This is a genomic window from Deinococcus hopiensis KR-140 (assembly GCF_900176165.1).
GTDB classification, from domain to species: Bacteria; Deinococcota; Deinococci; order Deinococcales; family Deinococcaceae; genus Deinococcus; species Deinococcus hopiensis.
This window is the reverse complement of sequence record NZ_FWWU01000005.1, coordinates 149,284-174,960: the sequence shown is the minus strand read 5'-3', so window position 1 is coordinate 174,960 and position 25,677 is coordinate 149,284. Positions and strand designations below refer to the sequence as shown.

The following is a 25,677-nucleotide window of genomic DNA, read 5'->3' as shown; positions in this document are numbered from 1 at the left end:
GCATGCCTGTGCAGAGTTGGCGCGTGCCTGAACTCGGCGGCCTCGACTTGCTCCACGGTAGCTTCACCACCCACGCCTTTGCCCGGCATACCCACGACACCTACAGCATCGGGCTCCTCGGCCAAGGCGCGATGACCTTCGATTGCCAGGGGGCGACTCACACCCTGCGCCCTGGCCAGATCGGCCTGATCCACCCAGACGAAGTTCACACTGGACACGCCGAGACCACCGATGGCTGGACGTACCGCAACTTCTACCCGGACGCCCCGCTCCTCCAGGGAGCCTTCACCGATCCCGGTGAAGACCCGGACGCGCTTCCCCAACTCCCCGTCGTGATCAACGATCCGGCGCTGTTTCAGGCGCTGGTCACTGCACACCGGGCTTTCGAGGAGCGCGCTTCCAGTCTGGCGCGCGAATCCCTGATGCGCGCCGCGCTGACCCATCTGGTGAGGCGGCACGCCTTCCAGCCCCCAGCTCTGAGAACGGCCCTGCACGAGCCAGGTGCGCTGCGCCTGGTACGCGCCCAGTTGGAAGACGAGTTCGCGCGCAACGTGACCCTGGACGAACTGGCGGCCACCACCGGACTTAACCCCTTCACGCTGCTGCGGGCGTTTCGCCGCACCTACGGTCTGCCGCCACACGCGTATCAACTCCAGGTTCGACTCAGACACGCCAAGCGTTTTCTGCGAGGCGGCGAAACCGTTGTGGACACTGCGTTGCTCGCAGGCTTTGCCGATCAGAGTCACCTCGGCAGGCACTTTCGCCGCACCTTTGGTGTCACGCCGCAGCAGTACCGCCGGGGCGTCAAGAACGTTCTATCTTCCTAAGCACCTGACCCACTAACGTCCCCCCATGCTCTTTACCGCAACGCCGGACGCGTACCGTTCGGTCCATGCCCGCCTCCACCTCGCCCTCGCCATGTTGCTGGCGGGCAGTTCCGTGGTGATGACCAAGATCGTCGGGGCGAGTCTGCCTCTCTTTCTTGCCAACGCCCTGATCCTCCTACCTGCCTCGGTGGTCCTGATCGGACTGACCTGGTGGCGGGAAGGGCCGGTACGCGTCCCACCGGATGCGTGGCGTCCGCTGATCCTGCAAGCCCTGTGCGGCATCGTACTGTTCAGGGTCTTTCTGTTTTACGGCGTTCCCCTCACGTCGGCCGCCTCGGCAGGCATTCTGACCAGCGCCGTTCCCGCCGTGACTGCTTTGCTCGCCTGGCTTCTTTTACGCGAACGCCTGGGAACCAGGGCCATCATCGGCGTCGCGCTGACTGCCCTCGGCATTCTGGTGCTGACAGTCCCCAGCGCGTCACCCGACGCGGGCGCACGTCCCCTGTTGGGCGGCCTCTTCGTCCTCGGGGCGGTGTTCGGTGAAGCGTCGTGGAACGTGCTGAGTCGCGTGTCCGGCGCGCGTCTCAGTCCACTGGCCGCCACCACCGTGGTCACGACGTTCGCCCTGCTCCTGTTCCTGCCTCTGGCCGTTGCGGAGGCCCTGCGCTTCGACTTCTCCAGTCTGACCCTCGGTGACGGCGTGGCCATCCTCTATTACGCCCTGGGAGCCACCGTAGTGGCCTATGTCCTGTGGTTTTCCGGCGTGCGCTATCTGAGCGCGAGTACAGCCGCCGTGTACACCGGATGGCTCCCCATCAGCGCCGTGGCGCTCTCCGCCCTGGCGCTGCATGAACGGCTGACGCTGTGGCACGCCCTGGGGCTGGCCTGCGTCCTGTGCGCCACCTTTGTTTTCGCCCGCTCAGAAGAATGAAAGGTTGTGTTGCCTTGAAAGTGTCCATGGCGTCATGACGCCGTAGGGGGCTGCCTTCCGCCTGAGCGACTTGAGAGATGATCCTCATTCGGATCCACAGGCCGCACAGCCTGCCGCGCGAATCGTCACCCTGCTGTTCCTAATTGACAATCCTTACACCTGTCAAATATTATTGACAGGTGTAAGGGGGTTTTGTTGGACCGTTCCGCAGAACAGCTGCTCGCCGTACTGGCCGCCCTCGACAACCCACACCGCCTGCGGATCATCCAGGCGCTGCACCGGAACGGGCGGAACTACGTTAGTCAACTCGCTCGGGAACTCAACATCAGTCGCCCCCTGCTCCACCTCCATCTCCAGAAGTTGGAGGAGGCAAAGCTGGTGACCAGTCAACTGGAACTCTCAGACGACGGCAAGGCCCTCAAATACTTCGAGGTGGCCGACTTTCATCTGCTGTTGTCGCCAGCGACCATCACTGAAGCAGTGGGGAAACAGTGACCGTTCGGACCACGGAGGTTTGATGTCAGACAGCATGTACCTGCTCACCCTTGGGCTGTTCTTCGGAACGGTCCTCCTCATCTTTGCCCTGAAATACCTGTCCTCCATCGTGTCAAACCGGGCCCAAGTGGTCGACCGGGAGCGTTACTACCAACTCGCTGAAGAGAGCAGGGCCGTTCAAGAACAGCTGACCAGGGAGCTAGCGTCGCTCCGTGCAGAACTTGCCGGCATCGCGGAAAGAACTGCAGACATCCAGCAGGTCCTGAGACAAGTCGAGTAAGGAGCAACGCCATGAACACTGAACTTTCTGTCCTGAGAATCAATCTGCTGCGTCTCCTCTACCTCTTGCTGGTTGTAGGCACAGGGTACCTGGCCTGGTCGGAACTCCTGGCCTCCCCTGAACACCTGGATCTGAGCCGCGGCGTCGTGGTCAGCACGCTTGGTGCCGTGTCCCTGCTGTCCATCCTGGGCCTGAAGTACCCGCTCCAGATGCTGCCACTGCTGTTCTGGGAGATCGCCTGGAAGACCATCTGGCTGCTGAGCATCTTCTTGCCCCTCTGGCGCAGTGGCCAGGCCAGCCAGGGCTTTCTTGAGAATGCGTTTGCCTGCTCGTTCGTCGCCCTGTTCTATGTGTTCATGCCCTGGTCGTACGTGTACCGGCATTACTGGAAAAAGTCATCGGAAGCCTGGCGACGAACGGCGACAGCAGACCTGCGGAATGTTTGACTGGGCAGGCCTGACAGCAGAGCCTTTCTGGCACGACCTTCAGAGGAACGGACTCTACGGCTGAGTGCCCATGATGAACGCTGAGGAAGCCTCAGCGTTCACGTCCTGGCGTGTAAGCAGGAGAAGACACCTACTCACTTCGATCACAGGTGAGGGCCGTCACGAACGTGCTCCAAGCAGGGCACGTTGGCCGTGTCTGCCAGGAAAATGCCCAGCAGGGTTTTTGACCTCACCCCATCCCCACCCCCGTCCCCTCTCCCCCACCCTGACCTCCCTCCTCCTGGCCCTGCCCTGGACTGAACCCTTAGGAGCGGACCAAGAGGCCAAGCACTTCGTCCCCGTCAGCCCGTAGGCTGACGGCACCGAAGGAGCCCGTATGCCCGGACGTACCCACAGCCGTGAGTTCAAGCTCGACATCGTGAATCAAGTTGACGGGGGTCAAAAGACGACCGCTCAGCTCTGCCGAGAACACGCTCTCTCGCCCAGTCTGATCCACCGCTGGCGGAAGGAGGTCGAGGTGCGTGGGGAAATGGCCTTCACCGACCAGGCCAAGCCCGACCAGTCGTTGGAACAGCGAATCGCCGAGTTGGAACGGTTTTGCGGGCAGTTGTCGTTGGAGAACACAATCCTAAAAAAGTCGTTGGCGACGTACCGCTCGAAACAAGGCACCAAATGATCGAGGATGCGCGGAGCGCGCCCAAAAGAGGTGTCGGTGCGTCGTCTGTGTGAGCTGCACGGGGTTAATCGCTCGTGGTTCTACGAACAGCAGGGCCGGGAGGAGATGGACGCCGATCAGGCGTTGTCCCAGGACATTGAGGCCGTAGTGGTGGAGTTCGACGGATACGGATATCGGCGTGTCACCCGCGAGTTGGCCCGACGAGGCCGCCCAGTGAACCACAAGCGCGTGTTGAGAGTCATGCGGGAACGCCGGTTGCTCTGCCGCCCGAAGCGCCGCTATCGGGCGACAACCGATTCCAACCACAACGAGAAGCGCTTCCCAAATCTGCTACGCGAAGTCGTCCCAGTACGGCCAGATCAGGTCTGGCAAGCCGATCTGACCTACGTGCGAGTCCGCCAAGGCTTTGTGTACCTGGCCTGCGTGCTGGACGGTTTTACCCGTGAGGTGGTGGGCTGGTCCATGTCAAAGTTTCTGGACGCAGATTTACCGCTGGCAGCGCTCAACAACGCGCTTGCAGCGCGTTGTCCTGCCCCCGGTCTGCTGCACCATTCGGACCAGGGCGTGCAATACGCCAGTCGGGTGTACGTGGACCGCTTGCGGTCCGCAGGAATCACGCCAAGTATGTCCAGGACAGGCAATCCCTATGACAACGCCAAAATGGAGAGCTTCTACAAGACCCTGAAGACTGAGGAGGTCGATCTGCAAGAATACGTCGATCTGGACGACGCTCGACGACACATCGAGTTCTTTATTGCGGACCTGTACAACCGTCGCCGACTGCACTCCAGCCTGGGGTACGTTCCACCCGCCGAGTTCGCCGCCCGCTACACTACCGCCCAGATGTGACTTGCCCTGCGGTCCGCTCGATTGGGTTCACTCCACTTTGAGGGGCGAGGGCGACTACGGAATGAGCCACGACATCAGTGACGTCGTAACACAGCTCTCTTCCGGCCCTGCCTCACGGTGGGGCCGCGCCTTTTGAGGAGCAAGCCATGACCCCTCCCCGTAACAGTGACGTCGTGCGAGCCATCCTCGAAGCCCGCCGCAAGGCGGGCGCTGTCATTCTCTCCCGGGCGCTTGCCCATGGAGGTTCAACACGCGCAGGGTCAGGGCTGTTCATCGGTCGTTCACGGCCGCTTTTCTACTGTTCTCTCAAGCAAAGAGCACACGCCCAAGCGGAACGAAAGCCTCCCTTCTACGGACCACCCCAGGAGAACACCATGAACACCAAAATGCTGATCGCCACCCTCGCCGCAAGCGTCGCCCTCTCCTTCTCCGCCTCCGCAACACCCACACCCAGCACCACGGGTGCCCCGGTGGGTACCGCCCAGAACCAACCCAGCACGGCTCCCTTGCTCCTGCCAAGGCTAAACAGCGCGCGCGAGGCCGCCGCCCGCTTCACCCCGCCCGAGTTCTGCTACGTCGGCCACATGAAGGTCGCCTGTACCTTGACGGACGCTCCTTCCAAGGACCCCACCCAAACAGCAACCACCCGCTTCACCGCACCCGAGTTCTGCTACGTCGGCCACATGAAGGTGGCTTGCACCCTCAACAACGCCCCTTCCAAGGACCCCACTGGAACCCAACCCTAAGCCCAAGTTCTGGGGGTGATCCCCCAAGGGCTTGTTCAAGTCAACGTGCAATGACCCCCACGGGCTTACTGGTGGGGGTCATTGCACGTTGGGTATGTCAGTTCTGCGCTTGTCCACTTTGTTCGGTTTGCACTCGCTCAGCAGCGCCCACGCGTGGCCCAGGCCGACGTCAGAGCCTACAGGTTGATGATCATCTCAGCACTCAAGGCCCTGGGCGTGGGTTTCTCGCGCTTGGCAGCAGAACGCTACTCGGGGCAGGGCTCGACGAACTCGACATCCAGCCAGTACTCGGCGTCGCCCACGTCATGCCCTTCCAGCTCCAGCATGCTCTGCCAAGCCTCCCACGCTTCGGCCCTGGCTTCCTCGTGGCAGCCGAGGTAGTCCGCGAGGGCCAGGCGCTCCTCCTCGTCCGGGCCGGCAGGCGCGAGGCGGCGGTCCTCCTGGTATGCGGCGTGCAGCTGGTCAGCGATCTCCACGGGGGTCAGGTCAGCGGGGCGCATGGAGGCAGGGTAGCGTGGAGCACACCAGCAGCCCGCAGAACAGGAAGCCACATGTGCCGATGACCGGCCCGTGGCTCACGCGCTTGCTGATTGAGGCGCTGGAGCGCGAGTAGACCAAACGCGAAGAGGCCCCACCCTTGCCAGTCGGCGGGGTGGGGCCTTTCGTTAGGCACAAGTTGTCCGTGCCTCAGCGTGTGATAGACAACACCAAGGCTTGGAGGACTTCGAGTATGAGGCGGATGCCTTTTAGGAAGCGTCGATCTCGCCTCTTGGCCTGCTCTTCGGTTAGTTAGGGGCGATTACGCTGGGGGCACATGCTGGAAATACATGCTTTGTCAGCGACAGGTTCCGCCTACCGCTTCTTGACGACCGCCCGATACAGTACCTCCAGTCCAGCCACTGCGCCAGCCTTGAGCGCCGGTGCGAACGGCCGAACCCACACGGGCAGCAGCGGCATGACAGACCGTGCACTGGAAGCATTCTTATTCTACGGCGTGTAGGCCAAGGGGAGATGGCGTCGTGTTACAACGACGTATGGTCCTGCGGAGCGCTTTGGGGGAATGCCTCACCTACATCCGCAAATTTGTACCCCCCTTTGACGATCGGTCTCTCCAGGCGCCGCTCCAGCTTCCTGATGAGGGTCCCTCACGCTGGGATTTGGTCCTCGACGCTGCGCCAGCCGCTCTTGCCCTGCGGAGCGCGGCTTTAAAGCCCTTCACAGGCCTTATAGATGGGCATCCTCCTGATCTTACACACCAGCTTCCTACGGTCATGGCAGCTTTTGAGGAAGCGCGCAGACGCATCAACATCACCGCTCAGGGAGCCGTGCATCACCCTGACCTCACCGTAGAGGGCGAACTGCGGCGTTCTGGGGCTTTTATGATTGTCGAGCCTGCTTCCTCCACATGGGACGGGACAGCACGGGTCGCGAGTCAGGGATATTTCAACTTTGACGACATGCCCCCCTGGGACACCTGGATCACGACGGTGCCACCCCGTTTTACTTATGAAGGGGGGACTGGGCTGCTGTGCTGGGTCCCCAGGTGGGCCCGTCAACACGTGGATGACGCCATCGCTGTCAGTGCAGACAGCTGTCTGCATTGGGCTGAACTCCACAACGATCAAGTCCTTTGGCGCTGAGCAACCCTTGGACTACATGCCTTAGGCAGGGTTCGACGAACTCCTCGTCGAGCCAGTATTCGGCGTCACCCACGTCATGCCCTTCCAGCTCTAACAGGGTCTGCCAGGCTTCCTACGCTTCCGCCCTGGCCTCCTTGTGGCCGCCGAGGTAATCCGCAAGGGCCAACCGTTCTTCCTCGTCCGGCCCAGCAGGAGCGAGACGACGGTCCTCCTGGTATGCGGCGTGCAGTTGATCAGCGATCTCCACAGAGGTCAGGTCAGCGGGGCGCATGGGAGAGGGTACCCCGAGCCAATGAAGGCCGTGCAGGAACAGATGCCGGGTTGGACGGCGCAGGGCCGCCGTTTCGTGGTGCACTTCACCGGGCGCCTGGCGGAACTCGTGCGGCCGTTTGGTAGTGACGCGAAGTCGGACGATTGCCTCACGTGCGTGCGCGAGGCCAGGGTGGCAGGAGACTGGCAGGGAACGTTCGAGGCGGCGTGTGACCTGACCAACGCACTCGGGTTCCTGCTGAACCGCGAGATCCCGTACGGCCAGTGGACGAACCTGCGTGAGTACTGACGACGCAATGAGGAGCGGAACGCCGAGATCCGGGAACTGGTGGCGCGCCTCCTGGCCGGCGCCGCGCACGAGCGATCTCGACTTCCTTGGTGACTTCCACCAGCAAGGTGAATCTCCTTTGGCTTCCCCATCACCCTCAGGCCATCTGGGTGCAGGAGCCTGAGCGTATGACACAGGGACAACAGCTTCAGGGCAAGAGGGTGGCAATTCTGGCCTCGGACGGCTTCGAGCAGGTGGAACTTCTGGAACCACGTCAGGCCCTTCACGCTGCGGGGGCGATCACGGAAGTGGTCAGCCTCAAGCCTGGCCAGATTCAGGGGATGAACCACATCGACAAGGGTGGGACCGTGCAGGTCGACCGGACAGTGCAGGAGGTGCAGGCCAGCGACTATGACGCCCTGCTCCTGCCCGGCGGTGCGGTGAACCCCGATACCCTGCGGATGGACCCCGGTGCGGTGCAGCTTGTCCGGGCCTTTTACGACGGCGGCAAACCCATCGCGGCCATCTGTCACGCCCCGTGGCTGCTCAGCGAGAGCGGCATCAGCCAGGGCCTGAAGCTCACGAGCTGGCCCAGCTTGCAGCACGAACTGAAGCTGAGTGGGGCCGAGTGGGTGGATCAGGAAGTGGTGACGGACCGGGGCGTGGTGACCAGCCGCAAGCCCGACGACATTCCGGCCTTCAACCGCAAGATGATCGAGGAGTTCGCTGAGGGGGACCACAGCAGCAAGCGCTGAGCGTTTTGTACCTGAACATATAAAAAGAGAGGCCTCCCTCATAAGGTGGCCTCTCTTTTATAAGGGCTTTCATCGCTGAACTCGAACTCCGCGTATTCCTCAATGGGTGGGCACGAGCACACAACGTTCCGGTCCCCGTAGAGGTGTGTCCATCCGATGGCGAGGCAGGTCCTGATCCCGCTGGATGAAGCGAGGGGACTCGTAGGAACCCTGGTCATGGTGCATAAGCGGCGAGTACGGGAACGCCCTAACTCAGGGGATGACGATCATTAGAAACCGACGCAAACCTTCCGTCCATTTGGATGTAGCGCCACGTAAAGGAAGTTGCCAGGAAAATTCTCCTTCCAGTGTGTCCCCAACATGTACACGAAGCCCAAGCTCTCTACTGCCTGACGGACGCGGTCTTCAGACATGCCGTTCCCAAGAGGGAAAGCCACGGCGCCCTTACTGCGGAACACGTCCGCCGGACAATCTGGTGCTGCTCGGTAGAACGCGGCCAGCGTCGTCGTCAGCTTCGATATCACGGCCTGCTTCTGTTGTGGGGTGAACGTGACTCTGGGAGGATCAATCGCTCGGAGCCCAGTTCGTTCGGCCTGATTGGTCAAGATAAGGTTGAATTGACCAGTGTTCCCGACGCCGCGCGTGAATGCCTCCACGAGCAATGAGCTGGCAAAGTAGGTGGTTTTGGCAGGATCAATTGACCCACGCATGGCGCTGTTGACCGAGGTCTGCGTGGCATTCGCAGGGAGCACGACGCCAAGTACGGTTCGGCTGAGGGCGGTGATCATATTTGCCTCAGGAGCGAAGAAGAAATCGTCTTGGAAGCGTGCTTTCCGGCGCACCCCGACCACGCGGCCTTGGTGGGTGAGCTCGTAGACGGTCCAGCGGTCGTAGCCCGCATTGCTGCTTAAAGGCCGGAGGGAGAGGTGGGTGCGGGTGTACCCCCTTCCCGGCGTCTTCCCGGCCCTCGACACTGCAGTGGTAAGTTTTGCAGAAGTCGGTGTCTTCCAAAAGTTTAGATGTTCCGAGGACGCCGGTGGCGTTAGCGGCGGAGGCCAGACATAAGAGTATGAGGAGCGCAGACCGCAACGAGAGAGGCACACGTCAACGTACGGGACTCCGCTCCACTACGTGCAGAGGAGTTGCCTCGGACAGCGTGACGTCAACATCCTCCTGCTGCCCGCCGTATGGAACGGCTTCAGTCTGCCGCTGATGTGGACCCTTCTCCCTCATAGCGGCTCCGATGACCAAACTACGCTTCCAACTCGCGGATGCGCGCTTGAAGACGTTCACAGTTCGGGCAGGTCACGCCTGAGATAGCTCCACCCTACCCCCTATTCCGCCCGATCTCTCAGAGGGTGCTTGTATGTTGGACCCGGGACCGGACCCGGCAGATCGCTAGTGGGTGGAGGTCATGCGTTTTCTGGAAGGGCTGGGGTGAGGGAGGTCACCACCTCAGAGAGAACGGGGTGGGAGAGGCCATCGCTCTGACTCCTCTTCAAAAGGTTTGGGGAAATGAACAAGCTGGACCAAGGAGCAAAAAGCCCTATCCCTTACCCCTCGAGCATTCTTCGAGACCCCTTCCCGACGCGCTCCCGAAGTACGCATTCATGCTGGAGATGCAGGACGGCCCCAAGGAGTCCCATCAGGCCTTCACGCTTGCGAGCGCGTGTATGACAGGATTCGGCATCCGCTGGCACCAAACTCTGGCCTCCTCCCTGCGCTGGCTTCGGCTGTAGCAGCTGACTTGAAGCCGGCGGACACTCAAGTACGCCATCGAGAAGGGACCCCGCTATGCTTCCGTTCCATGCTCCTGACTCTCTGGGCAGGCGCTCCAGCAGGTTCATCCAAGGGGGACAGGAAGAAATGATACTTTTTTTACTGCGAGCTTCGTCTGTCCTCACGTAAAAAAAGGCATGACGGCTACAACTCGGTTTAAGGCTTACGCTGAGGAGATCCGCAGTCACGTTGCAGAGCGCTTGAACGCTCAAAAAGATTACGGTATCTCCCTCGATGCCATCACCCAGTTCACTGCGATGGAGTACGAAGTTCCCATCGCACTCCTGACCCTCATCGGGAAAACACATCAATACTTCAAAGCCGCCGTGGGCGTCACCCCTGAACCAGTGCCTGTTGAAGTTTCGTTCTGCCGTCACACGATCCAATCGAACGAAGTGCTGGTTATCCCTGATACGCAGTTGGATCCGCGCTTTCAGGACAATCCCTTTGTGACAGGCGAGCCCCATCTGCGTTTCTACGCGGGAGCACCGATTCTCCACGAGGGCTTGCGGGTCGGGAGCCTGTGCCTTCTCGATACACGTCCCCGGACCCTGACGGCGAGGCAAGCGGAGAACCTGGCTTACCGCGCTTACTTCGCTGCGGGTATTTTTGAATATCAGCAGCCCACTTGCACGCAGCCATTTCGGCGTCTCACCTTTGAGCAGTGGCGAGCGGCCCGCCAAAACGCCTTGTCGTAAGTCCACCCTGTTCGGCTTTGTCTTGCGCTACGTCCAAGCATCAATAATCTGCGCCAAACTTGGCTCCCTCCCTGCCCTGGCTTTGGCTGGCGGCGGGGAGGGAGCTTTTGCGGGACCGGCCTGGAGGCGCTGTACCGGGCAGAGGTGAAGGAGCGCGGGTGACACGCTTGTTATTCGGTGAGGCGTAGCGTGGGTACAGACCAGGTGGTACCCCCACCCGAAGTCACTCAAGGCAAAGGAGTAGAGGCATTATGGGAATGTGGTTGTCGTGTACAGCCACGGGAAAACCATTCGTCTCATTCACTGCGTCCAGCGCCATAACCACCAGTTCGTGCATGATGGGGGACAGCAGGTGGAATACATGGAATGCTGGGAGGACATAATTGGGTGCGTGTACCGCTTGAGCCGCCCGTTGAAATGTCCACCACGCAAAATTAAAGGAGTTGCCCTAGCTGGCGTTGCATTCGCGCAGAGTCTGCTGGAATGAGGTTGCGACCGCAGGAGGCTATGAAGGGATTGACCAACTCCATTACGCTTTAGGAAAAACGCTTGCTGTAGGCAACTCACTTTTATACGACCGTAACTACTCACCACGAGGGTGGCTCTTGTGCTAAGTGGTCGCAATCTTTATTCGAGCTGCTCAGCAAGAATCTCTCTGCCCGTCTTATCGCGGTAGATCATGGTCATTTTGCCCGTGTCGAATATCCATTTTTCAACGCCAATCTTTGCTAATCCTCTGGACATTTCAATATAGGTCATCTTGCCTTGCTCATAAAGTTTCAAGCAGTTCAGAAATTCCTCCTTATTGGAAACATCGGATATTGGAAGACTCTCGTGTGCAGAGGAGAGATGGCCTTATAATCGTGTTCGCCGAAATATTCTAAGCGTCTGACTGTCAAGTACGAATCATACTTTTTGACATCAATAGAGCCAAGTGCGCGTACATACTCAAAGAATGTTGCCGCTTTATTGAAAGGGGCATAAGTATCATTAATCTGCTCTATGCTGAACATGGTGAAAATGGATTCGATTCGCAACCACTCTGCACAAGATCTGATCTTGTGCAGAGTGGTTACATAAGATCCATAGATGTGAAAGGGTCGTACTGGTCTTTAAGTCACCGTCAGGACAATCTTACCTACGGTGCGCCCAGTTTCCTGAGCATGGTGCGCATCGGCCACCTGTTCGAGGGCAAAGGCCTGGCTAACGTGCGGCTTCAGGTGGTCCGCCGAGATAAGCGCCGAAATCTCATTCAGTTGCGCCTGCGAGGGTACAACCCAGACCCAGGCGACCTTGACCCCCGCCTGCCTGGCCTGCTCGCTCAATTCGTCCGTCAACCGGGTCACGATGCCCACGACCCAACCGCCCGGCTTCACCACTCCGAACGAGCGGGTGAGGCGTCGTCACCTATGGTGTCAAACACCGCGTCCACACCCGAGACCTACTCCTCGAAGGGACGCGTCCGGTAATCGATCATTTCATCAGCGCCCAAACCCAGCACGAAGTTCCGGTTCTTCTCAGACGCTGTGGCAGTTACCCTCGCGCCCCGAGCCTTGGCGAGCTGCACGGCGAAATGCCCCCTACCCCCTGACCCAGCGTGAATCAAGACCGTCTGGCCCGCCTGCAAGTTCACTTCTCGAAGACCTGCAGGGCCGTCAGAGGGGCCAGAGTGGTTGTGGCCGCTTCCACATGACTGAGGGACGCAGGTTTATATGCCAGGTGAGTGGCCGGACCCGTCACGTACTCGGCGTAAGCGCGGCCTTCATCGGGAAAGCGGATCATGCCGTACACGTCATCGCCCGGCTGGAAGTCGGTTTGGCACCCTCAAGCATCCGCCGAATGACGTTGAGGCTGAACTGCCGCTGCTCCTGATACTCTTCAGAGGTCTGGTAGCTCAGTGGAAGAGCGGTACCTCATCAGGGTTCAGGTCGGCGGTTCAATTCCGTCCCAGACGAACGAGGAGCAGTGATCACCTCGCTAAGGTGGCCTCCTGCTCCTCATTAAGTCGTGCTGCACGTTGACTTCTGTATGCTTGAGGGGTCTGGTAGCTCAGTGGAAGAGCGGTACCTCATCAGGGTTCAGGTCGGCGGTTCAATTCCGTCCCAGACGCGAGGAGCAGCGGCGTCTCCACAACGTTGCTGCTCCTCCTCCTTTGACAAGAGCCCCTATGCCTGATGATCTGACTGCCTCCGAGTGGGAGACCACGCTGCGCGTCTTACGCGCCGTCCTCCACGATCCAACCCTGGCGGACGATCGACCTGAATTCCGAACGCTCGTGGCTGGTGTCAACCGGTTGGGACGTAAGCACGCCCGGCAGCAGGAACAGCAGAAGATCCCACCCGCACAGCGTGAGAAGCACCTGCCCCGCTGCTATATCTGTAAGGAACGGTACGCCCTGCACCACCCCTCCAATCCTGCCTTGTGCCCCGGGTGTGGAGAGTTCAATGCTGGGAAGCGGTTTGCCCGCGTAGATCTCACGGGACGGACGGCCGTGCTCACAGGCGGGCGCGTCAAGATCGGGTATGCCACTTGCCTCAAGCTGCTCCGTGATGGTGCGCGGGTCATTGTGACGACACGGTTTCCCCAGGACGCCGCAAGGCGGTACGCCCGGGAACCGGACGTGCAGGAATGGAGCGGGCGTTTGGCCTTCTATGGGCTCGATCTCCGAGACCTTTATGGCGTACAGGAATTCATCCAGTACCTGCTGAGGACAGAGCCCCATATCGATCTCCTGCTGAACAATGCGGCGCAGACCATCTCCAGACCCCTCCAGTTCTATGACCACCTGTTGCAAGGCGAGCAACACGCACTGACCGCTGGTGGCCCAGGTCTTCAGATTCTCCGCCCTGCCTCCTTGATGGCGGAAGGGGGCGGCTCTGCTGAGGCGCTGTCAAAGTACTTTCCTCCAGGAGAGCTGGACGGAGATGGACAACAGCTCGATCTGCGCCCAGAAAACAGTTGGCGTGCTCGCCTGGAGGACGTGGGGTTGCGCGAGATGTTGGAAGTGCAGCTGGTGAACGCCTCTGCCCCGTTCACGCTCTGCACAGGTCTGTTGCCACTGCTCCGGCGCTCACCGTTCGCGCGCCGATTCATCGTGAATGTCAGTGCGATGGAGGGGCAATTCACGCGTCGGAGCAAGACGGAACGGCATCCACACACGAACATGGCCAAAGCGGCCCTGAACATGCTGACGCGCACCAGTGGTCCGGATCTGGCGGCGGAAGAAATTTACATGACCAGCGTAGACACGGGCTGGGTCACCAACGAGAACCCGTACCCCAGGGCAGCGGCCATGGCAGGCCTGGGGTTCCGGACGCCTCTGGACGTCATCGACGGTGCTTCCCGCATCTATGATCCCATCGTGGAAGGCCTGACGCAGGCCAGGACGCCTTTTTACGGTGTTTTCCTGAAGGACTACCGCCCCTACCCCTGGTGAAGAGAGGAACGCCCATGTCAGAGGTCCTTCCGCAAGTTCAGTGTCCCGTTCATGAGGTCCCGCTTCCTGACCTGCAGGCATTCGGCCCTCTTCTGGAGCGTCTGCAGGCCAATACCCCTGTTGTGGACGACGAGGTCTTTCCGCGCGGCACCCTGCGAGCAGATGGCCGGCTGGACCTGTGCAAGCAGGATGCGGGCGTCCTGGGATGCCAAGCCGTGACGGAGGCGTTGCGGAACAACAATGCCGTACAGAGTTTGTTGCTCGGGACCAATGGCATTGGAGATGAAGGGGCAGCGCACGTCGCAGATCTGGTCAAGGTGCGGCCGCTTCGAACGGTGTACCTCGGCTGTAACCTTATCCGCGCAGCTGGAGCTCAGGCCCTGGCGGACGCTATTCGGGTGCAGCCTGAGGTGAGAGCACTGTGGCTCAAGCGCAACCCTCTTGGGCGAGAAGGCGCTCAGATCCTGGCCCAGCTCCTCACAGAGACGTCCACGCTACGCACCCTGGATCTGGTGCACACCGCAATCGGTGACGAAGGCGCTCGAGCGATTCTGCAAGCGCTGGCGGTCGGTAATCGATCTTTAGAGTATTTGTACCTGAGTGGCAATGCGTTGACTTCCAGCATTCTGCCCGAGCTGGTTGCGGTGCTGGAAGATCACCCAAGCTTAAAAGGCTTGTACTTGAGCGTGAATCATCTGGGTCCTGCGGGGGGTCAGGGCATTGCCGCTGCTCTGAAGCGCAATATGACCTTGGAATTTTTGGGCCTGGCGAGTTGTGGGATCGGGGATGATGGCCTCGCATTGCTGCTTGAGGCGACTTCCTCGCACCCGCGGTTGGTCTCGTTGGATTTGGGTGACGCACCGAGTGCGCGCACATTGGGTGCGTCTCCTAACCAGGCGGGAAGCAGAACCGCCGCCGCGGCTCTCCATCTCCTGCAGACTCCGGGCCCGCTTCGTGCCCTGAACTTGCCCCGCATGACGGACTCTGCTCGTCTTCTGGAAAGAGTGCCGACCCAGCTGATCTTGAGAATCACAGGAGCAAAGCAGGGGCTGGAGGGGCAACGTCTGCCACCCATGCATGTGGACGCGGCAGACATCCGCAGTGTGTACCGTTGAGATCGGTCCAAAAGGAGAAGGCGACCCGGAGGCCGCCTTGATTTCTCTAATATAGGCCGGTATTCACGTGTTGTCAAATTATGCAGCCGGATCCAAGGCAGGTGATTTTTGTCTGTCCAGCACGCATTTAACCTGTACGGCATTCCATAGCGGCTTTCGCATGCGCAACGGATGCACGCCGAACAGACAGAACACGCACGAAGGCAACGACCCACGGACGCCGTATCAGCTATTCGCTCGCTGGGTCATGTGCTGCAGGGTGCCTGTGGGCGCGTCGCTGCTGATGGCGTTTTTCAGCCCTCCCGCTGACTGTAATGCCGCTTCTTCGGCACGTGCCAGGATCAATGGTTCGTACCGCTGCAGGGCTTCCTCAAGTGTGCTTGATTCAATGATAGCGAGCGCCAGGTCCGTCGCATCGAGCATGGCCAGGTTCGCCCCCTGACCCGCGAAAGGAGACATCAGGTGCGCGGCGTCCCCAAGCAGTGTCACCCCAGACGTAAAGTCCCAGCGGTGGCCAATGGGGAGCGCGTTAATGCGGCGCAGGACGAAGGAGTCCTCGCAGTGCTCGATCAGGGCCAGCAACTGCGGGTCCCAGTCACCGAATTCCTTGAGGAGACGTTCGCGCATTTTGATGGGGTCACTGGGATCGAGGTGTTCCTGTTCGCACCAGTTGAAGGGAACGCGGAGAGCGACGTAGACGCGGATGTGCGCGTGGGCGTTGCGTTGGGCGATGAGGCCTTTGTTGTCTCCCAGAGCGAACATGCTGCCGTGTCCGACCAACTTGGCGATATCCGGGTGCTTCCGGTCAGCGTCATCGATCCCGATTTCGATGAAGGTGACGCCGCTGTATTCCGGCTGGGCGCCGGACAGCAAGGGGCGCACGCGGGACCAGGCCCCATCGGCACCAACGACCAGATCGAAGGTTTCACGGTGCCCGTTTTCGAAGGTAATGGTGTGGAGACCAGTCCCGACGGGTTGGATGTGCTGCACTTTGTGGTTCCAGCAGACGGTGTTGGGCTTGAGAGCATCGAGGAGCAGGTTTCGGAGGTCGGTGCGGTCGATCTCGGGGCAAGGGCCTTCGCCGTCCTGAGGATGTTCCTCGAAGAGGACATTGGCATGTCGGTCGAGGAGGCGGGTGTCCTGGTCTTCGTAACGGGCGAGGGCGCGGAATTCGGTTTCGAGGCGAGCAGTTTGAATGGCGATCTGGCCGCTGTCAGGGTGGAGGTCGAGGGTGCCGCCCTGGGGGCGGTGGTGCGGGTGGGGTTCTTGCTCGTAGACGGTGGGGTTGAGGCCGTGGTTTTGCAGGATGCGGGCGAGGACGAGGCCGCCAGGGCCGGCACCGATGATGGCAATTCGCTTCGGGGTGTGGTCACGGTTGGTTGTCATGACAACCACAGTAAGCACCTGAGGTTGATATGTCAACCTCTGTTTCGCTACCATCCTTCCATGACCCCCCTCACCCCCGAACAACTCCGCACCTGGCGTGCCTTCCGCAAAATGGGCGACGAAATCAGCACCCTTGTTCACCGCGACCTCACCCAGGCCACCACCCTCAGCGGTGCCGAGTACGGCGTCCTCACTCGCCTGCAAGACATTGGCAAAGGCACCTTACGTCAAAGCGAACTCAGCGAAATGACCGGCTGGCATAAAAGCCGTCTCTCGCATCTGCTCACCCGTATGGAGGAACGGGGCCTGCTCGAGCGCCAACCCGCCCCCAACAAGGGCGTCCTGGTCACCACCACCGAGCAAGGACGCGCACTGCAACGGCAAGGCCAACCCGTCCACGACGAGGCCGTACACCGCTACTTCATTTCAAAACTCACCCCCGAGCAACTCAGCGTGCTCAATCAGGTCGCTCAGCAACTCAGCTTGGACGCAAACCAGTCCGTGCATTGATCGTGAGCAGAGCTATAAGGGTGATCAAGCCAGAAGTGAGTGGGAGATTAAGGGCTTAAATCCATAGAGAATCAATCCTGGTCCACCAAGAAGTAGTGGTAAAAGCAAGATGCTTTGTAACTAGAGGATGGACCATTGCTTATCTGTCAGTCGCACCTTTTTAGCGTGCCGCACGACTCCCAGCTAAAACAGTGACCTATTTCCGGATGATCCCTACTTACCACGAGGGCCGCCCTCGTGGCAAGTAGTTGCCTCTAATCTTATGTGCTGCGCAATCCTTCCTATATTTCTGGACTGAAGTAGATCATTTGGTACATTCTCAGTAAAAATTTTGGTTTCCGTCATTCAAAATTTTCTTGCTATACTCCAGGAGCCTGTAATATCTAATGCCTTCACTTGACTGACATAGAACAATCCTGCACGATTTAAGGTTGTCGAGGTCATTTTTAGGCCAAAATTTTTTTAAAGGCATTAAACTCCTAAAATCCCGGTAGATGACTTTCCAGGGCAGAGGCATGTTATGAGTGAAGACGATGACGAGCAATGCCACGATCAAGCCACCTGCCAGCCTTGGGATCAGGAAGCCGGCATTGGCCTGGCTAAGATTCATCGACGAGTAATTCCATCACGCGCAACCGGGGCTTCCGTCTCCAGGGACGTCCTGTCTGTCCATACCCATGAATGCCCGTTCCCTGTCGCGTCCTACTGCGCCGCGAGTCACCGCGGCACATTGCCATCTGGATGATTTACACGGTACCAGCGTCTTCAAGGAGAACATGCAATTTTCATTTCCCGAGGCTCTGTTTGCACGCTTTGCCGTGTCCTTCCTCCCGGAGAGCGAACTCGATCTGATTCTTGATCAGACGAGGTACATTCAATTTTTGGGTCTCGTGGAGTTCGCCAGTTGTCGCAGCATAAATCCAGGAGCAATACGGCCCATCGCGCTCATTACGTTGCTCAACCCCGGACGGATATCTACCCTGCCTCCTTCAATCCCAGCCAAGGTCTGCTTGACCAACACCTTCACGTCCATGACCCTTTGCCCTTGCATCTCCCTGTCGAACTCACCTCGCAACAGTGGCGTCTCTGTCGCGGGGGGCGCAAGTTCGACCACCCGTACGCCCGTACCCTCGAGCTGGATGCGCAGCGACTGTGTATAGGAATGAAGAGCTGCTTTTGTGGCCGAGTAGATAGGTGAGATGGGATAGGGCACGAACGCCAGTCCGGAGGAAACGTTGACGATGAGCGCTTCGGGGCGAGTTTTCAAGTGCGGCAAAAATTGCTGGATCATGCGTACAGGCCCCATCAGATTGACCTCAACCTCCCGGGTCACTTCGATCAGGCCGTGGTCGTCGTGCAGATTCAAGTTGCGCATGATCCCGGCATTGTTGATCAGGGTGTCGAGTGCTGGAAACTGGGCGGTCACGTGGGCATGGAGCGCTGTGATGGAGTTGGGCTCACTCACGTCGCTGCGAATCATGTGTAAGCCTGGAAGTTCCCGTTGGGCAGCATCGAGCTTGTGCTGATCTCGGCCCGTGATGATGATGGTATTCCCACGGGCCTGAAGTTGCCTCGCCAACTCCAGGCCGATACCACTGCTCCCTCCCGTGATCAGGATGGTTTTTTGCGTTAATTTCATGGTTCCCTCCTGCGAGTGAGTGTATGCTTGACACAAACCAATGGGAAGTAGGCACCCAAAGGAGCTATAGGTACCTGAAGGAGAGTAAGGTGAGCAGCGAGATTTCAGAGCTTCAAGAACCCACACCCTACGTTCAGACCTCACCTGCCTCGCAGAGCGACGCTGAACTGGAAGATCTGGTTCAAGAAATCATTGGGCGAGTTGCCGACAAGTGGACCATGCTGGCACTGGATGTCCTCGGTGAGCACGGCCCCCTCCGATTTACCCGGGTGAGAGAGCTCATGGATGGCGTCAGCCAGAAGATGTTGACCAAGACGCTTCGCCAGATGGAAGCGGACGGCCTGGTGGTGCGTACCGTATATCCCGTGATCCCACCGCACGTCGAATACGAGCTGACGGATATGGGGCTGAGTCTGGGAGAAGCGTTCTGCGGGGTATGGGTGTGGGCTGCGCAACACCGCGAGAGAATCAGGCTGGCGCGGCAAGCCTACCAGGCGAGATAAACCTGTGGATTTCCGCGGAACGTCACGGAAGGAGCTCACGTCCAGGTCGACCTCGCCATGCCCCTTGCCGCACGGCGGGCGCGTTCGCGCAGGGTGTAGAGAGCTGGGAATTCGAGGAAGGGGTTTCCCCAGTCCCCGTCACGGTGAAAGCAAAGGATGCCGGATGCTCGCTCATCTGGGAGGCGCTATCCCCCATAAAAATCGACCACCGGGGAAGAAGACCATCTTGCTGGGCGTACAGCGCTTGTGCGCTGCAGACCTCACCTGGCAGACCACGCGCCAACCGCTGCAACAGACATGGGAAAAACCCCTCATAGACAAGCTTCTTGGTCCCTATGAATTTTGTCCGGCTTTCAATATGGTGGAAGTGAGGGTGCGGTCTCCACATGATTCTCTCCGCGAAGCAACTCAACCGTGCCACGCTTGGACGACAGCTTCTCTTGCAGCGTGAAGCGCTGGAAGTGACGGAAGGCGTTTACCGCGTTATGGCTCTACAGGCACAGGAGGCGGCCTCACCCTACGTGGCGCTGTGGAACCGCCTGGCCCACTTCCAGGCAGCGGATCTGGATGCCAGCTTTGCTGCGTCGGCGGTGGTGAAAGCGTCACTGATGCGCATCACCTTGCACGTGGTGCACGCCGACGACTACCCGGCAGTGCACGGGGCCATGTTGGCGAGCCTGCGTGCCTCACGCCTGGGAGACCCACGCTTCACCGAGAGCGGCCTGACCACCGCCGACCTCGACGCCCTTCTGCCTCACCTGGTGGAATTCACGGCCCAACCCCGCACAAAAGTGGAGATTGAGGGAATGCTCGCGGCCCACTTGGGGTTCCAACATCCTGGGGTGTGGTGGGCCCTGCGGACTTTTGCCCCCTTATGGCATGCCCCGACCGCCTGGCCCTGGTCGTTTGGTTTCCGGCCCTCATTCGTCACGGCTCGCCCGACGCTTCAGGCTGAACGTTACGCTGAGGCCGTACAGCATCTGGTGCGGCGTTATCTGGAAGCGTTCGGCCCAGCCTCTGTTCAGGACGTCGCGCAGTTCACCCGGCTTACCCGGACGGTGGTTCGGAAGGCCCTGGACCTGCTGGGGGATGAGCTGCGCAAGCGCCAGGGGCCGGATGGGTCGGAGTTGTATGATTTGCCTGACGGGTGGTTGCCGGATGAGGACACGCCCGCCTCACCAAGACTGCTCCCCATGTGGGACAGCACCCTGCTGGCTTACCAGGACCGCAGCCGCATCATCCCCCCAGCCTACCGGCGTTTGGTCATCCGGCAGAACGGTGATGTTCTCCCCACCCTGCTGGTGGATGGGTACGTGGCGGGCGTGTGGCGTCCGGTCAGCGGAGGGATCGAAGCCACGGCGTTCCATCCGTTGTCCGAGGCCACGTGGGCAGGATTGGCCTCGGAGGCAGAAGCGCTCGTGGCGTTTCTGGCCAAGCGTGACCCGGACGTTTACCGCCGCTATGCCCATTGGTGGACCAGCCTTCCCAGCGCTGAGGTAAAACGCCTCCCCGGCTAGATCGGTCGGGCTGCCGGCCTTCCCGACTGTTCTGTTCATCCACGTTTTCCAGCCCTCGCCACGTCGTATGCAGGCTGACAGGCCTGAAAAAGGAGAAGCCGAACGTACAGGACGTCTCCGCTCCATATCCAAAGCGGTGCGGGCATCAGGCCAGCTCTGGTGATCAGGGCCGCAGTCTGGCTTCGAATAGGCTTTAGAGCGTTTGTCAAAAAGAGGACTTCTTCTTAACCGAGCGGCGTGAGCGAGCTTGAAGGAGGATACAGGAGAAAGGAGCCGTGAGGGAAAGGGCACCCCTCACAGCGTAATTCGGACAAATGCTCTAAGCCTTTAGAAAACAGGCGATTCACAGGACCAGCGCCGTGCCGTCAGCCGTGATCCACTGGGTTCACAGGTCTCTCCCCTGCGTCCTGCAACAACGCCCGCTGAAAGGATGAAGGTGCCCCTCCCCCTTCTCGTCCAGCGTTCTGTGGTGTTCGCCCTCGCCGTGTTCCTTGCTGTCACTCCCCTGTGCCCGGGCGTGAGGGCAGTGACGCGACCCGCCACCGGTGCAGGCCAGACCACTCCCCTTCACGCCCAGCGCTTCGGACTGAGGCCACGTCCACCAACCGAAGCGGTCAACCGTCTCATTGCGGGTGTCGCGCCTGACCACCGTGCGCCAGGGGCCGTGCGCCCGAAAACTTTCGCGGCAACACGGACAGCCTGCTGCTCGTCCAGCTTGCTCCCGTGTTCAATCCCCTCAGCCTGCCGCGCGACACCCGCGTCTGGTTGCCAGGTCATGGCTGGCGCAAGCCCGATGCCGCCCTGCCCAGGGTCGGACCGAACGGCATGGTCCGTGCAGTCAGAACCTTGACCGGCCTCGCGCCCGGTACACCGGCTCCCCCTTCTCCTGCTCGGCGCTCACCCGCTTTCGCAGCAGTGAGGCGTTGATGCCCAGGTTGTGAGCGGTTCGCTCTAAACGCGGTGGCCCAGTAAATTGACTTCGTACAGCACGCTACATCGGCGGCTTTTCAGTGTAGAGCGTGTGGGGCAACTCCCGCCCAACACGACCGACTCCTCCAGCCGAACCCGGCAGGCGAGATACCGTTTCGCTCCATCCATATGCATGTGGGCGTCGTGCGGTGTGGGCGCGAAATGCAACCCGTCCTCCAGGGCCGGCCGGTTGTTCCAGCGCTCCGCGTTCACCGCCGTGCCAGGAGCGTAGCGGAATCCACGGCTGCTGCAGAAGTCCCCGTCCACCGCTTTGTAGACGATCAAGGTGCGGTCCAGGGCAAGGGCCAGCCCATGAAAATCAGCCCAGGCGGTCACATCAGTCAGGATGGGGATTGGAAGCGCGGTCCTCTCACTTGCCTGCACCTCTGGGCCTGGCCCCTGGAGGAAGACCAGTGCAGTGGCGTCCACAAAGGCCTCATCGGACAGGTGGACCCTTGACAACTGCCGCGCCGTCACTCTGCAGTTGCCCTGGGCTTCCACGAGGCTGTGTCCCCCGGCATGGACGTGGCTGTGCCCCCGGGCCAGGACGGTCACCCGGTCCCAGGCGTGTACCCGGCTGTGATCCTCCGCCACGATGTGGCTGGTGTCCAAGGCGAGGACAGTGCTGTGTTCCTGCGCGATCACGCTGGTCCGCACGCCGCTGGACGCGCGCTGTGCCTGGAGAGGAACCGGCCCCGGAGCGGCCCACGTGACGACCACGCTCTCTCCGCACGCGAGCACGCCACTGAACCCCGTGGCTTTGACCTGACTTTGATCGGTGACCCGAATGAAGCTGTGACCGCTGCTCCTCACCTGGGTCTGTTGGTGAGCTGCGACCTGGCTGTGACCGGAGGCCTCCACATCGCTGCTGTCATAGGCGTTGACCACGCTCTTCCCCGTGGCAAGCACCCGCGCGTGATCACGCGCCGTCACGCGGCTGTCGTCACGCGCTGTCACGTGGCTGTCGTCGCGCGCTGTGACCGTACTCCGATCCTGCGCGGTGATGCGGCTGCGGTCCCGGGCGTCCACCCGGCTCTCCCCGTAGGCGGACACGCGGCTCGTTCGCTTCGCCACGGCCTGGCTGGCATCGTGGAGGGAGACGGCGAGGTCGCCCCAGCCCTCCACGATGACGTTGCTTTCGCCACGGACCTCAATGCTCACCGGTCGCCACGGAGCGCGGCCCAAGCGTAAGGGGAGGCCCGGATCACCCTCGACGACGATTCGCGTGACGGTCGTGTCCCTCAAGGCGACGTCGAGCTCACCCTGAGTTCGGATGTGGGAAGCCGCGCTGACAGGTGCTGGAGCCATAACGTCATCATGCGCCGTACGCGACCGGGTCCAGAGGGTCGCGGGGCTCGAAGTCACCGAAATTCGGCGGGTACCAGGGGGGATTGCCGTTGTCCGCGGGCAGCTCGAAGTACTTGCGCTTCACGGCGCCGCGGTGCCGGCCCTTGAGGCCGGTCAGCTTCCCAGAGCGCGAGCGCAGGGGAACCAGGAGCCCGACGTCCTCTGACGTCCCCAGTCCCAGCAGTTGAGCGACCGGCTTTCCAGGTCAGGGAGCCAAACGCTTCGCGCGGGGCGCGACTGAGCGTCGCTGAGAAGGCGTGCGAGGTCCATGCTTGCAACGTGCCACGCGCCTGGGCGCGCCTACCACAGCCACCCAGCCTGCTGCAGGTAGGCCGAGACGCGCATTTCCTGGGGCACGCTCACCGCTCTAGACTCCTTCCCAGACTGCCTTCAGGAGGCCTGCCATGCCCATTTCACCCACGACTTTGCCCGGGGACAGCGCCAGATGTCGCCCAGCTCCTGACTGATCCTGCCACGTGGGGCCGTGCGCCCCAGCCCTGGTCAGACCCGGCAGGCCAGCGCACCGAAGCCCTGAGGCCCAGAAGCCTCCCCCTTTTGCCCCCTGAGGAGGCCCTGTATGCGCTACAAGTACCCTTCCACGCCCCATCTGCCCTGGTCGCCGGGCGTTACGAGCGGCGACGTGAGCCTCACCGACATGGCGCATTTCCGTGGCCAGGAGGTCGTGGTCCTGGAAAAGCTCGATGGTGAGAATTGCACGATTGACCGCCTCGGCAGCCATCCGCGCTCGCTTGACCCGCGCCCCCACCCCTCGCGCGACTGGGTCAAAGCCCTCGCCGGGCGGGTGGGCTACCTTATCCCCGAAGGCTGGCGCGTGTGCGGGGAGAACATGTACGCGCAGCACTCGATTGCCTACAACGACCTCGAATCGTACTTCTACCTGTTCAGCGTCTGGAATGAACGCAACGCGGCGCTCTCCTGGGACGAGACCGTGATGTGGGCTGAGGAACTCGGCGTTCCGACCCCCCAGGTGCTCTACCGCGGTCCCTGGGACCCAGCCGCCATTCGCGCCATCCAGGTGGATCCAGACGTCATGGAAGGCTACGTGGTGCGCACCACAAGCGGCTTTGCGTTCGCCGACTTTGACCAGCACCTCGCCAAATGGGTGCGCCCCGGGCACGTGCAGACCGACCAGCACTGGATGCACCAGGCCGTGGTCCCCAACGGCCTGCGGCGGCAATGACGGCGCAGGCGCGCCCCAGCGGTGGTCTGCACCAACACGAGCTCGGACTGCCCCTGGGGCGCGGGGTGCCGCTCACGCGGAACGCTGCGTGCCAACTGGGCGTGGCGGGCCGGACCTGCGCCGAGCGATTGCTGCAGACGGCAACCACCCTTTCGCAGGCGGCCTGGGCCATTCTGGAAAGGTGGAACCACGGCCGCGGCAGCAGCGGCCTTCCGGCGCGCGTCGAGTTCAGAGATCTCCGCGGGCTCCCCTCTCTGGAAGACACGGTCCTGCTCGAAGGCGAGCACCCGGGCTGGTCCCTGCTGGCGCTCGCCGCGCCGCCCCACTTTCAACCTGGAGAAGCGCTGATCATCCTCGAGCACCTGAACACTCCGGAAGACCTGCTGCCGCTTCACGAGCGGGTCGGGACCGTGCGCGCCGTGATCGCCAACACCGACGACGCGGCTCAAAAGCGGCTGGTCGGCCGACTGGGGGTTCAGAGCCCTGACGAGGCCGACCTCGCCGCGGTGCTGGCGCTGATGGTCGTGGACCGGCTCACTGTTCGTGATACACGCTGGCGAAGCGCCCAGCAGGTTACGCCCCTACGCTCCAGGAGCGCCCAGGAACTCTGGTCGCGGGCGGCCCACCTGCCGTTCAACCGCGCCGAGGGGCGCGGCCAGATTACGGCCCTTCGCCTCGACCTGCTGCACCTCCCTGAAGGGCTGTGGCCTCTCGCCGCCGCCTGGAGGGCCCTGGGGCCCCTCACCGCCAGCCTGCCCACTCCGGCCGCGGCCGCAGCCGACTGGACGGCCGCGCACCTGCTTGACTGGCGCCGGGGCGGCCTGCGGATCTCTCCTCCCACGCCGGAAGAACTGCGCGCCCAGTTGCAGCGCCTGGCGCCAGACCTGGAGACCGGGGAGCTTGAGAAGGCCGTGAAGCTGATGGGCAACCCGCCTGGCACCTCAGGCGCGCGCACCAGCCATATCGAAAGCAACTGGCGCACGCAGACCATGCAGCCGGGCGCTGGACAGGCCGTGCTGTGCCGCGCCGGCCACCATCACCGGGAGTTGACTGCCCTGCACGTGCCGACGGGTGCCCGGGGGCACCCGGACTGGCCCGTGCACCTGTGGCCCCGTCAGAGCTCCCCGCCGCCAGGAGCGGCCGTGGCCGCCTGCTGGCAGTGGTCCGCACACCCCATGCACCCTGTTCTGACGCCGGTCTTCCCCAAATCCTGCGCACGCTCAGAATCACCCTGGCGCCTGGAGGGCGGCGCATGAGCGGCGTTCTGGTTCCCCCTTCTGCTCCGGGGTATGCCGCAACTTCAGCCTGGCGGTCGGCGTGACCGTCACACGAGGAAAATATCCGATATGTCTTTGAACGAATAAAAAGCTTCGGTGTCCATTCATTTGCCTCAG

The 25,677-nt window shown here is 61.2% G+C and carries 26 protein-coding genes, 2 tRNA genes and 3 pseudogenes; 21 read left to right on the top strand and 10 right to left on the bottom strand.

The features are described 5' to 3' along the window. The first annotated feature begins 2 nt into the window (after positions 1-2). The 8 genes from B9A95_RS05750 (at position 3) to B9A95_RS05715 (ending at position 5,250) form a co-directional block, all read left to right on the top strand. Positions 3-827 carry a helix-turn-helix transcriptional regulator gene (locus B9A95_RS05750; RefSeq protein WP_084045986.1) on the top strand — a complete coding sequence of 275 codons (825 nt, stop codon included), beginning with the start codon at positions 3-5 and terminating at the stop codon, positions 825-827. 25 nt (positions 828-852) lie between these two features. Continuing rightward, on the top strand, positions 853-1,758 hold the full coding sequence (locus B9A95_RS05745) for a DMT family transporter (RefSeq protein WP_084045985.1): 906 nt from the start codon (positions 853-855) through the stop codon (positions 1,756-1,758). Positions 1,759-1,950: 192 nt separating this feature from the next. Next, complete coding sequence (locus B9A95_RS05740; RefSeq protein WP_212648258.1) at positions 1,951-2,253, top strand: ArsR/SmtB family transcription factor; 303 nt, start codon at positions 1,951-1,953, stop codon at positions 2,251-2,253. A gap of 22 nt (positions 2,254-2,275) precedes the next feature. After that, positions 2,276-2,533 (top strand): hypothetical protein, encoded by a 258-nt coding sequence (locus B9A95_RS05735; protein ID WP_084045983.1) that lies wholly within the window; start codon positions 2,276-2,278, stop codon positions 2,531-2,533. A gap of 11 nt (positions 2,534-2,544) precedes the next feature. Continuing rightward, a complete protein-coding gene (locus B9A95_RS05730) occupies positions 2,545-2,979 on the top strand; it encodes a hypothetical protein (protein ID WP_084045982.1) in 435 nt (144 codons plus the stop codon). Between the two features lie 376 nt (positions 2,980-3,355). Further along, positions 3,356-3,655, top strand: coding sequence for a transposase (locus B9A95_RS05725; RefSeq protein WP_084044986.1), 300 nt, complete (start codon positions 3,356-3,358; stop codon positions 3,653-3,655). Between the two features lie 6 nt (positions 3,656-3,661). Further along, on the top strand, positions 3,662-4,504 hold the full coding sequence (locus tag B9A95_RS05720) for an IS3 family transposase (protein WP_084044985.1): 843 nt from the start codon (positions 3,662-3,664) through the stop codon (positions 4,502-4,504). Between the two features lie 374 nt (positions 4,505-4,878). Next, positions 4,879-5,250, top strand: a complete 372-nt coding sequence (locus tag B9A95_RS05715) for a hypothetical protein (protein ID WP_084045981.1) — start codon at positions 4,879-4,881, stop codon at positions 5,248-5,250. Between the two features lie 245 nt (positions 5,251-5,495). Here B9A95_RS05715 and B9A95_RS05710 read toward each other — a convergent pair whose 3' ends face one another. Next, positions 5,496-5,750, bottom strand: coding sequence for a hypothetical protein (locus B9A95_RS05710; RefSeq protein WP_084045980.1), 255 nt, complete (start codon positions 5,748-5,750; stop codon positions 5,496-5,498). A 1,252-nt stretch (positions 5,751-7,002) separates the two neighbouring features. Continuing rightward, complete coding sequence (locus B9A95_RS05705) at positions 7,003-7,161, bottom strand: hypothetical protein (RefSeq protein WP_342744565.1); 159 nt, start codon at positions 7,159-7,161, stop codon at positions 7,003-7,005. A 21-nt stretch (positions 7,162-7,182) separates the two neighbouring features. Between B9A95_RS05705 and B9A95_RS05700 the strand changes: the two genes are divergently transcribed. Both B9A95_RS05700 and B9A95_RS05695 read left to right on the top strand, forming a co-directional pair. Continuing rightward, positions 7,183-7,449, top strand: a complete 267-nt coding sequence (locus tag B9A95_RS05700) for a hypothetical protein (protein ID WP_084045979.1) — start codon at positions 7,183-7,185, stop codon at positions 7,447-7,449. Positions 7,450-7,616: 167 nt separating this feature from the next. Further along, positions 7,617-8,183, top strand: a complete 567-nt coding sequence (locus tag B9A95_RS05695) for a type 1 glutamine amidotransferase domain-containing protein (protein WP_084045978.1) — start codon at positions 7,617-7,619, stop codon at positions 8,181-8,183. Positions 8,184-8,452: 269 nt separating this feature from the next. Here the strand turns inward: B9A95_RS05695 and B9A95_RS05690 are convergent, their stop codons facing one another. Next, on the bottom strand, positions 8,453-8,971 hold the full coding sequence (locus B9A95_RS05690; protein ID WP_139806496.1) for a hypothetical protein: 519 nt from the start codon (positions 8,969-8,971) through the stop codon (positions 8,453-8,455). 1,128 nt (positions 8,972-10,099) lie between these two features. Here B9A95_RS05690 and B9A95_RS05680 point away from each other — a divergent pair. Next, complete coding sequence (locus B9A95_RS05680; protein WP_084045975.1) at positions 10,100-10,660, top strand: GAF domain-containing protein; 561 nt, start codon at positions 10,100-10,102, stop codon at positions 10,658-10,660. A 627-nt stretch (positions 10,661-11,287) separates the two neighbouring features. On the opposite strand, the pseudogene B9A95_RS05675 reads toward B9A95_RS05680, so the two are convergent. From B9A95_RS05675 to B9A95_RS33280, 4 genes and pseudogenes are all read right to left on the bottom strand, one after another. Then, a pseudogene (locus B9A95_RS05675) lies at positions 11,288-11,488 on the bottom strand (DUF1398 family protein); the annotation flags it as partial. 284 nt (positions 11,489-11,772) lie between these two features. Then, positions 11,773-12,042: pseudogene (locus tag B9A95_RS05670) on the bottom strand (zinc-binding dehydrogenase); the annotation flags it as partial. Between the two features lie 59 nt (positions 12,043-12,101). After that, positions 12,102-12,227 (bottom strand): hypothetical protein, encoded by a 126-nt coding sequence (locus tag B9A95_RS36785; RefSeq protein WP_170928444.1) that lies wholly within the window; start codon positions 12,225-12,227, stop codon positions 12,102-12,104. 62 nt (positions 12,228-12,289) lie between these two features. Further along, entirely contained in the window at positions 12,290-12,442 is a 153-nt protein-coding gene (locus tag B9A95_RS33280; protein ID WP_170928443.1) for a hypothetical protein, read from the bottom strand. Positions 12,443-12,543: 101 nt separating this feature from the next. Between B9A95_RS33280 and B9A95_RS05660 the strand changes: the two genes are divergently transcribed. The 4 genes from B9A95_RS05660 to B9A95_RS05645 all read left to right on the top strand — a co-directional run bounded on the left by B9A95_RS05660 (position 12,544) and on the right by B9A95_RS05645 (position 15,211). Next, positions 12,544-12,615: transfer RNA gene (locus tag B9A95_RS05660), tRNA-Asp, on the top strand. Between the two features lie 83 nt (positions 12,616-12,698). Beyond that, positions 12,699-12,771 (top strand) — tRNA-Asp (locus B9A95_RS05655). 56 nt (positions 12,772-12,827) lie between these two features. Continuing rightward, positions 12,828-14,096, top strand: coding sequence for an SDR family NAD(P)-dependent oxidoreductase (locus B9A95_RS05650; protein WP_084045971.1), 1,269 nt, complete (start codon positions 12,828-12,830; stop codon positions 14,094-14,096). Between the two features lie 122 nt (positions 14,097-14,218). Next, entirely contained in the window at positions 14,219-15,211 is a 993-nt protein-coding gene (locus tag B9A95_RS05645; protein ID WP_170928442.1) for a leucine-rich repeat domain-containing protein, read from the top strand. A 225-nt stretch (positions 15,212-15,436) separates the two neighbouring features. Here the strand turns inward: B9A95_RS05645 and B9A95_RS05640 are convergent, their stop codons facing one another. Then, positions 15,437-16,597, bottom strand: coding sequence for an FAD-dependent oxidoreductase (locus B9A95_RS05640; RefSeq protein WP_084045969.1), 1,161 nt, complete (start codon positions 16,595-16,597; stop codon positions 15,437-15,439). A 60-nt stretch (positions 16,598-16,657) separates the two neighbouring features. On the opposite strand from B9A95_RS05640, the gene B9A95_RS05635 reads away from it, so the two are divergent. After that, complete coding sequence (locus B9A95_RS05635; RefSeq protein WP_084045968.1) at positions 16,658-17,107, top strand: MarR family winged helix-turn-helix transcriptional regulator; 450 nt, start codon at positions 16,658-16,660, stop codon at positions 17,105-17,107. A gap of 748 nt (positions 17,108-17,855) precedes the next feature. Continuing rightward, a pseudogene (locus B9A95_RS36780) lies at positions 17,856-17,979 on the top strand (IS4 family transposase); the annotation flags it as partial. Between the two features lie 2 nt (positions 17,980-17,981). On the opposite strand, the gene B9A95_RS05625 reads toward B9A95_RS36780, so the two are convergent. Beyond that, entirely contained in the window at positions 17,982-18,746 is a 765-nt protein-coding gene (locus B9A95_RS05625) for an SDR family oxidoreductase (RefSeq protein WP_084045966.1), read from the bottom strand. Between the two features lie 89 nt (positions 18,747-18,835). Here B9A95_RS05625 and B9A95_RS05620 point away from each other — a divergent pair, with 89 nt between their 5' ends. Then, on the top strand, positions 18,836-19,249 hold the full coding sequence (locus B9A95_RS05620; RefSeq protein WP_245808152.1) for a winged helix-turn-helix transcriptional regulator: 414 nt from the start codon (positions 18,836-18,838) through the stop codon (positions 19,247-19,249). A gap of 386 nt (positions 19,250-19,635) precedes the next feature. After that, positions 19,636-20,766, top strand: a complete 1,131-nt coding sequence (locus B9A95_RS05615) for a winged helix DNA-binding domain-containing protein (RefSeq protein ID WP_084045964.1) — start codon at positions 19,636-19,638, stop codon at positions 20,764-20,766. Between the two features lie 951 nt (positions 20,767-21,717). Here the strand turns inward: B9A95_RS05615 and B9A95_RS05610 are convergent. Continuing rightward, positions 21,718-23,043, bottom strand: a complete 1,326-nt coding sequence (locus B9A95_RS05610; protein WP_139806495.1) for a DUF7666 domain-containing protein — start codon at positions 23,041-23,043, stop codon at positions 21,718-21,720. 616 nt (positions 23,044-23,659) lie between these two features. On the opposite strand from B9A95_RS05610, the gene B9A95_RS05605 reads away from it, so the two are divergent. Further along, positions 23,660-24,283 carry an RNA ligase family protein gene (locus B9A95_RS05605; RefSeq protein ID WP_084045962.1) on the top strand — a complete coding sequence of 208 codons (624 nt, stop codon included), beginning with the start codon at positions 23,660-23,662 and terminating at the stop codon, positions 24,281-24,283. Then, positions 24,280-25,539 carry a hypothetical protein gene (locus tag B9A95_RS05600; protein ID WP_084045961.1) on the top strand — a complete coding sequence of 420 codons (1,260 nt, stop codon included), beginning with the start codon at positions 24,280-24,282 and terminating at the stop codon, positions 25,537-25,539. The genes B9A95_RS05605 and B9A95_RS05600 overlap by 4 nt, the downstream gene beginning before the upstream one ends. Positions 25,540-25,677: the final 138 nt, after the last annotated feature.

What these genes read in the sequence shown, in the direction of transcription:
- B9A95_RS05640 (WP_084045969.1), bottom strand. Translation starts at nt 16,597, where the DNA reads ATGACAACCAACCGTGACCACACCCCGAAGCGAATTGCCATCATCGGT.
- B9A95_RS05750 (WP_084045986.1), top strand. Translation starts at nt 3, where the DNA reads ATGCCTGTGCAGAGTTGGCGCGTGCCTGAACTCGGCGGCCTCGACTTG.
- B9A95_RS05680 (WP_084045975.1), top strand. Translation starts at nt 10,100, where the DNA reads ATGACGGCTACAACTCGGTTTAAGGCTTACGCTGAGGAGATCCGCAGT.
- B9A95_RS05605 (WP_084045962.1), top strand. Translation starts at nt 23,660, where the DNA reads ATGCGCTACAAGTACCCTTCCACGCCCCATCTGCCCTGGTCGCCGGGC.
- B9A95_RS33280 (WP_170928443.1), bottom strand. Translation starts at nt 12,442, where the DNA reads ATGATCCGCTTTCCCGATGAAGGCCGCGCTTACGCCGAGTACGTGACG.
- B9A95_RS05610 (WP_139806495.1), bottom strand. Translation starts at nt 23,043, where the DNA reads ATGGCTCCAGCACCTGTCAGCGCGGCTTCCCACATCCGAACTCAGGGT.
- B9A95_RS05625 (WP_084045966.1), bottom strand. Translation starts at nt 18,746, where the DNA reads ATGAAATTAACGCAAAAAACCATCCTGATCACGGGAGGGAGCAGTGGT.
- B9A95_RS05735 (WP_084045983.1), top strand. Translation starts at nt 2,276, where the DNA reads ATGTCAGACAGCATGTACCTGCTCACCCTTGGGCTGTTCTTCGGAACG.
- B9A95_RS05710 (WP_084045980.1), bottom strand. Translation starts at nt 5,750, where the DNA reads ATGCGCCCCGCTGACCTGACCCCCGTGGAGATCGCTGACCAGCTGCAC.
- B9A95_RS05695 (WP_084045978.1), top strand. Translation starts at nt 7,617, where the DNA reads ATGACACAGGGACAACAGCTTCAGGGCAAGAGGGTGGCAATTCTGGCC.
- B9A95_RS05715 (WP_084045981.1), top strand. Translation starts at nt 4,879, where the DNA reads ATGAACACCAAAATGCTGATCGCCACCCTCGCCGCAAGCGTCGCCCTC.
- B9A95_RS05690 (WP_139806496.1), bottom strand. Translation starts at nt 8,971, where the DNA reads ATGATCACCGCCCTCAGCCGAACCGTACTTGGCGTCGTGCTCCCTGCG.
- B9A95_RS05720 (WP_084044985.1), top strand. Translation starts at nt 3,662, where the DNA reads ATGCGCGGAGCGCGCCCAAAAGAGGTGTCGGTGCGTCGTCTGTGTGAG.
- B9A95_RS05615 (WP_084045964.1), top strand. Translation starts at nt 19,636, where the DNA reads ATGATTCTCTCCGCGAAGCAACTCAACCGTGCCACGCTTGGACGACAG.
- B9A95_RS05705 (WP_342744565.1), bottom strand. Translation starts at nt 7,161, where the DNA reads ATGCGCCCCGCTGACCTGACCTCTGTGGAGATCGCTGATCAACTGCAC.
- B9A95_RS05600 (WP_084045961.1), top strand. Translation starts at nt 24,280, where the DNA reads ATGACGGCGCAGGCGCGCCCCAGCGGTGGTCTGCACCAACACGAGCTC.
- B9A95_RS05730 (WP_084045982.1), top strand. Translation starts at nt 2,545, where the DNA reads ATGAACACTGAACTTTCTGTCCTGAGAATCAATCTGCTGCGTCTCCTC.
- B9A95_RS05725 (WP_084044986.1), top strand. Translation starts at nt 3,356, where the DNA reads ATGCCCGGACGTACCCACAGCCGTGAGTTCAAGCTCGACATCGTGAAT.
- B9A95_RS05650 (WP_084045971.1), top strand. Translation starts at nt 12,828, where the DNA reads ATGCCTGATGATCTGACTGCCTCCGAGTGGGAGACCACGCTGCGCGTC.
- B9A95_RS05745 (WP_084045985.1), top strand. Translation starts at nt 853, where the DNA reads ATGCTCTTTACCGCAACGCCGGACGCGTACCGTTCGGTCCATGCCCGC.
- B9A95_RS05635 (WP_084045968.1), top strand. Translation starts at nt 16,658, where the DNA reads ATGACCCCCCTCACCCCCGAACAACTCCGCACCTGGCGTGCCTTCCGC.
- B9A95_RS05700 (WP_084045979.1), top strand. Translation starts at nt 7,183, where the DNA reads ATGAAGGCCGTGCAGGAACAGATGCCGGGTTGGACGGCGCAGGGCCGC.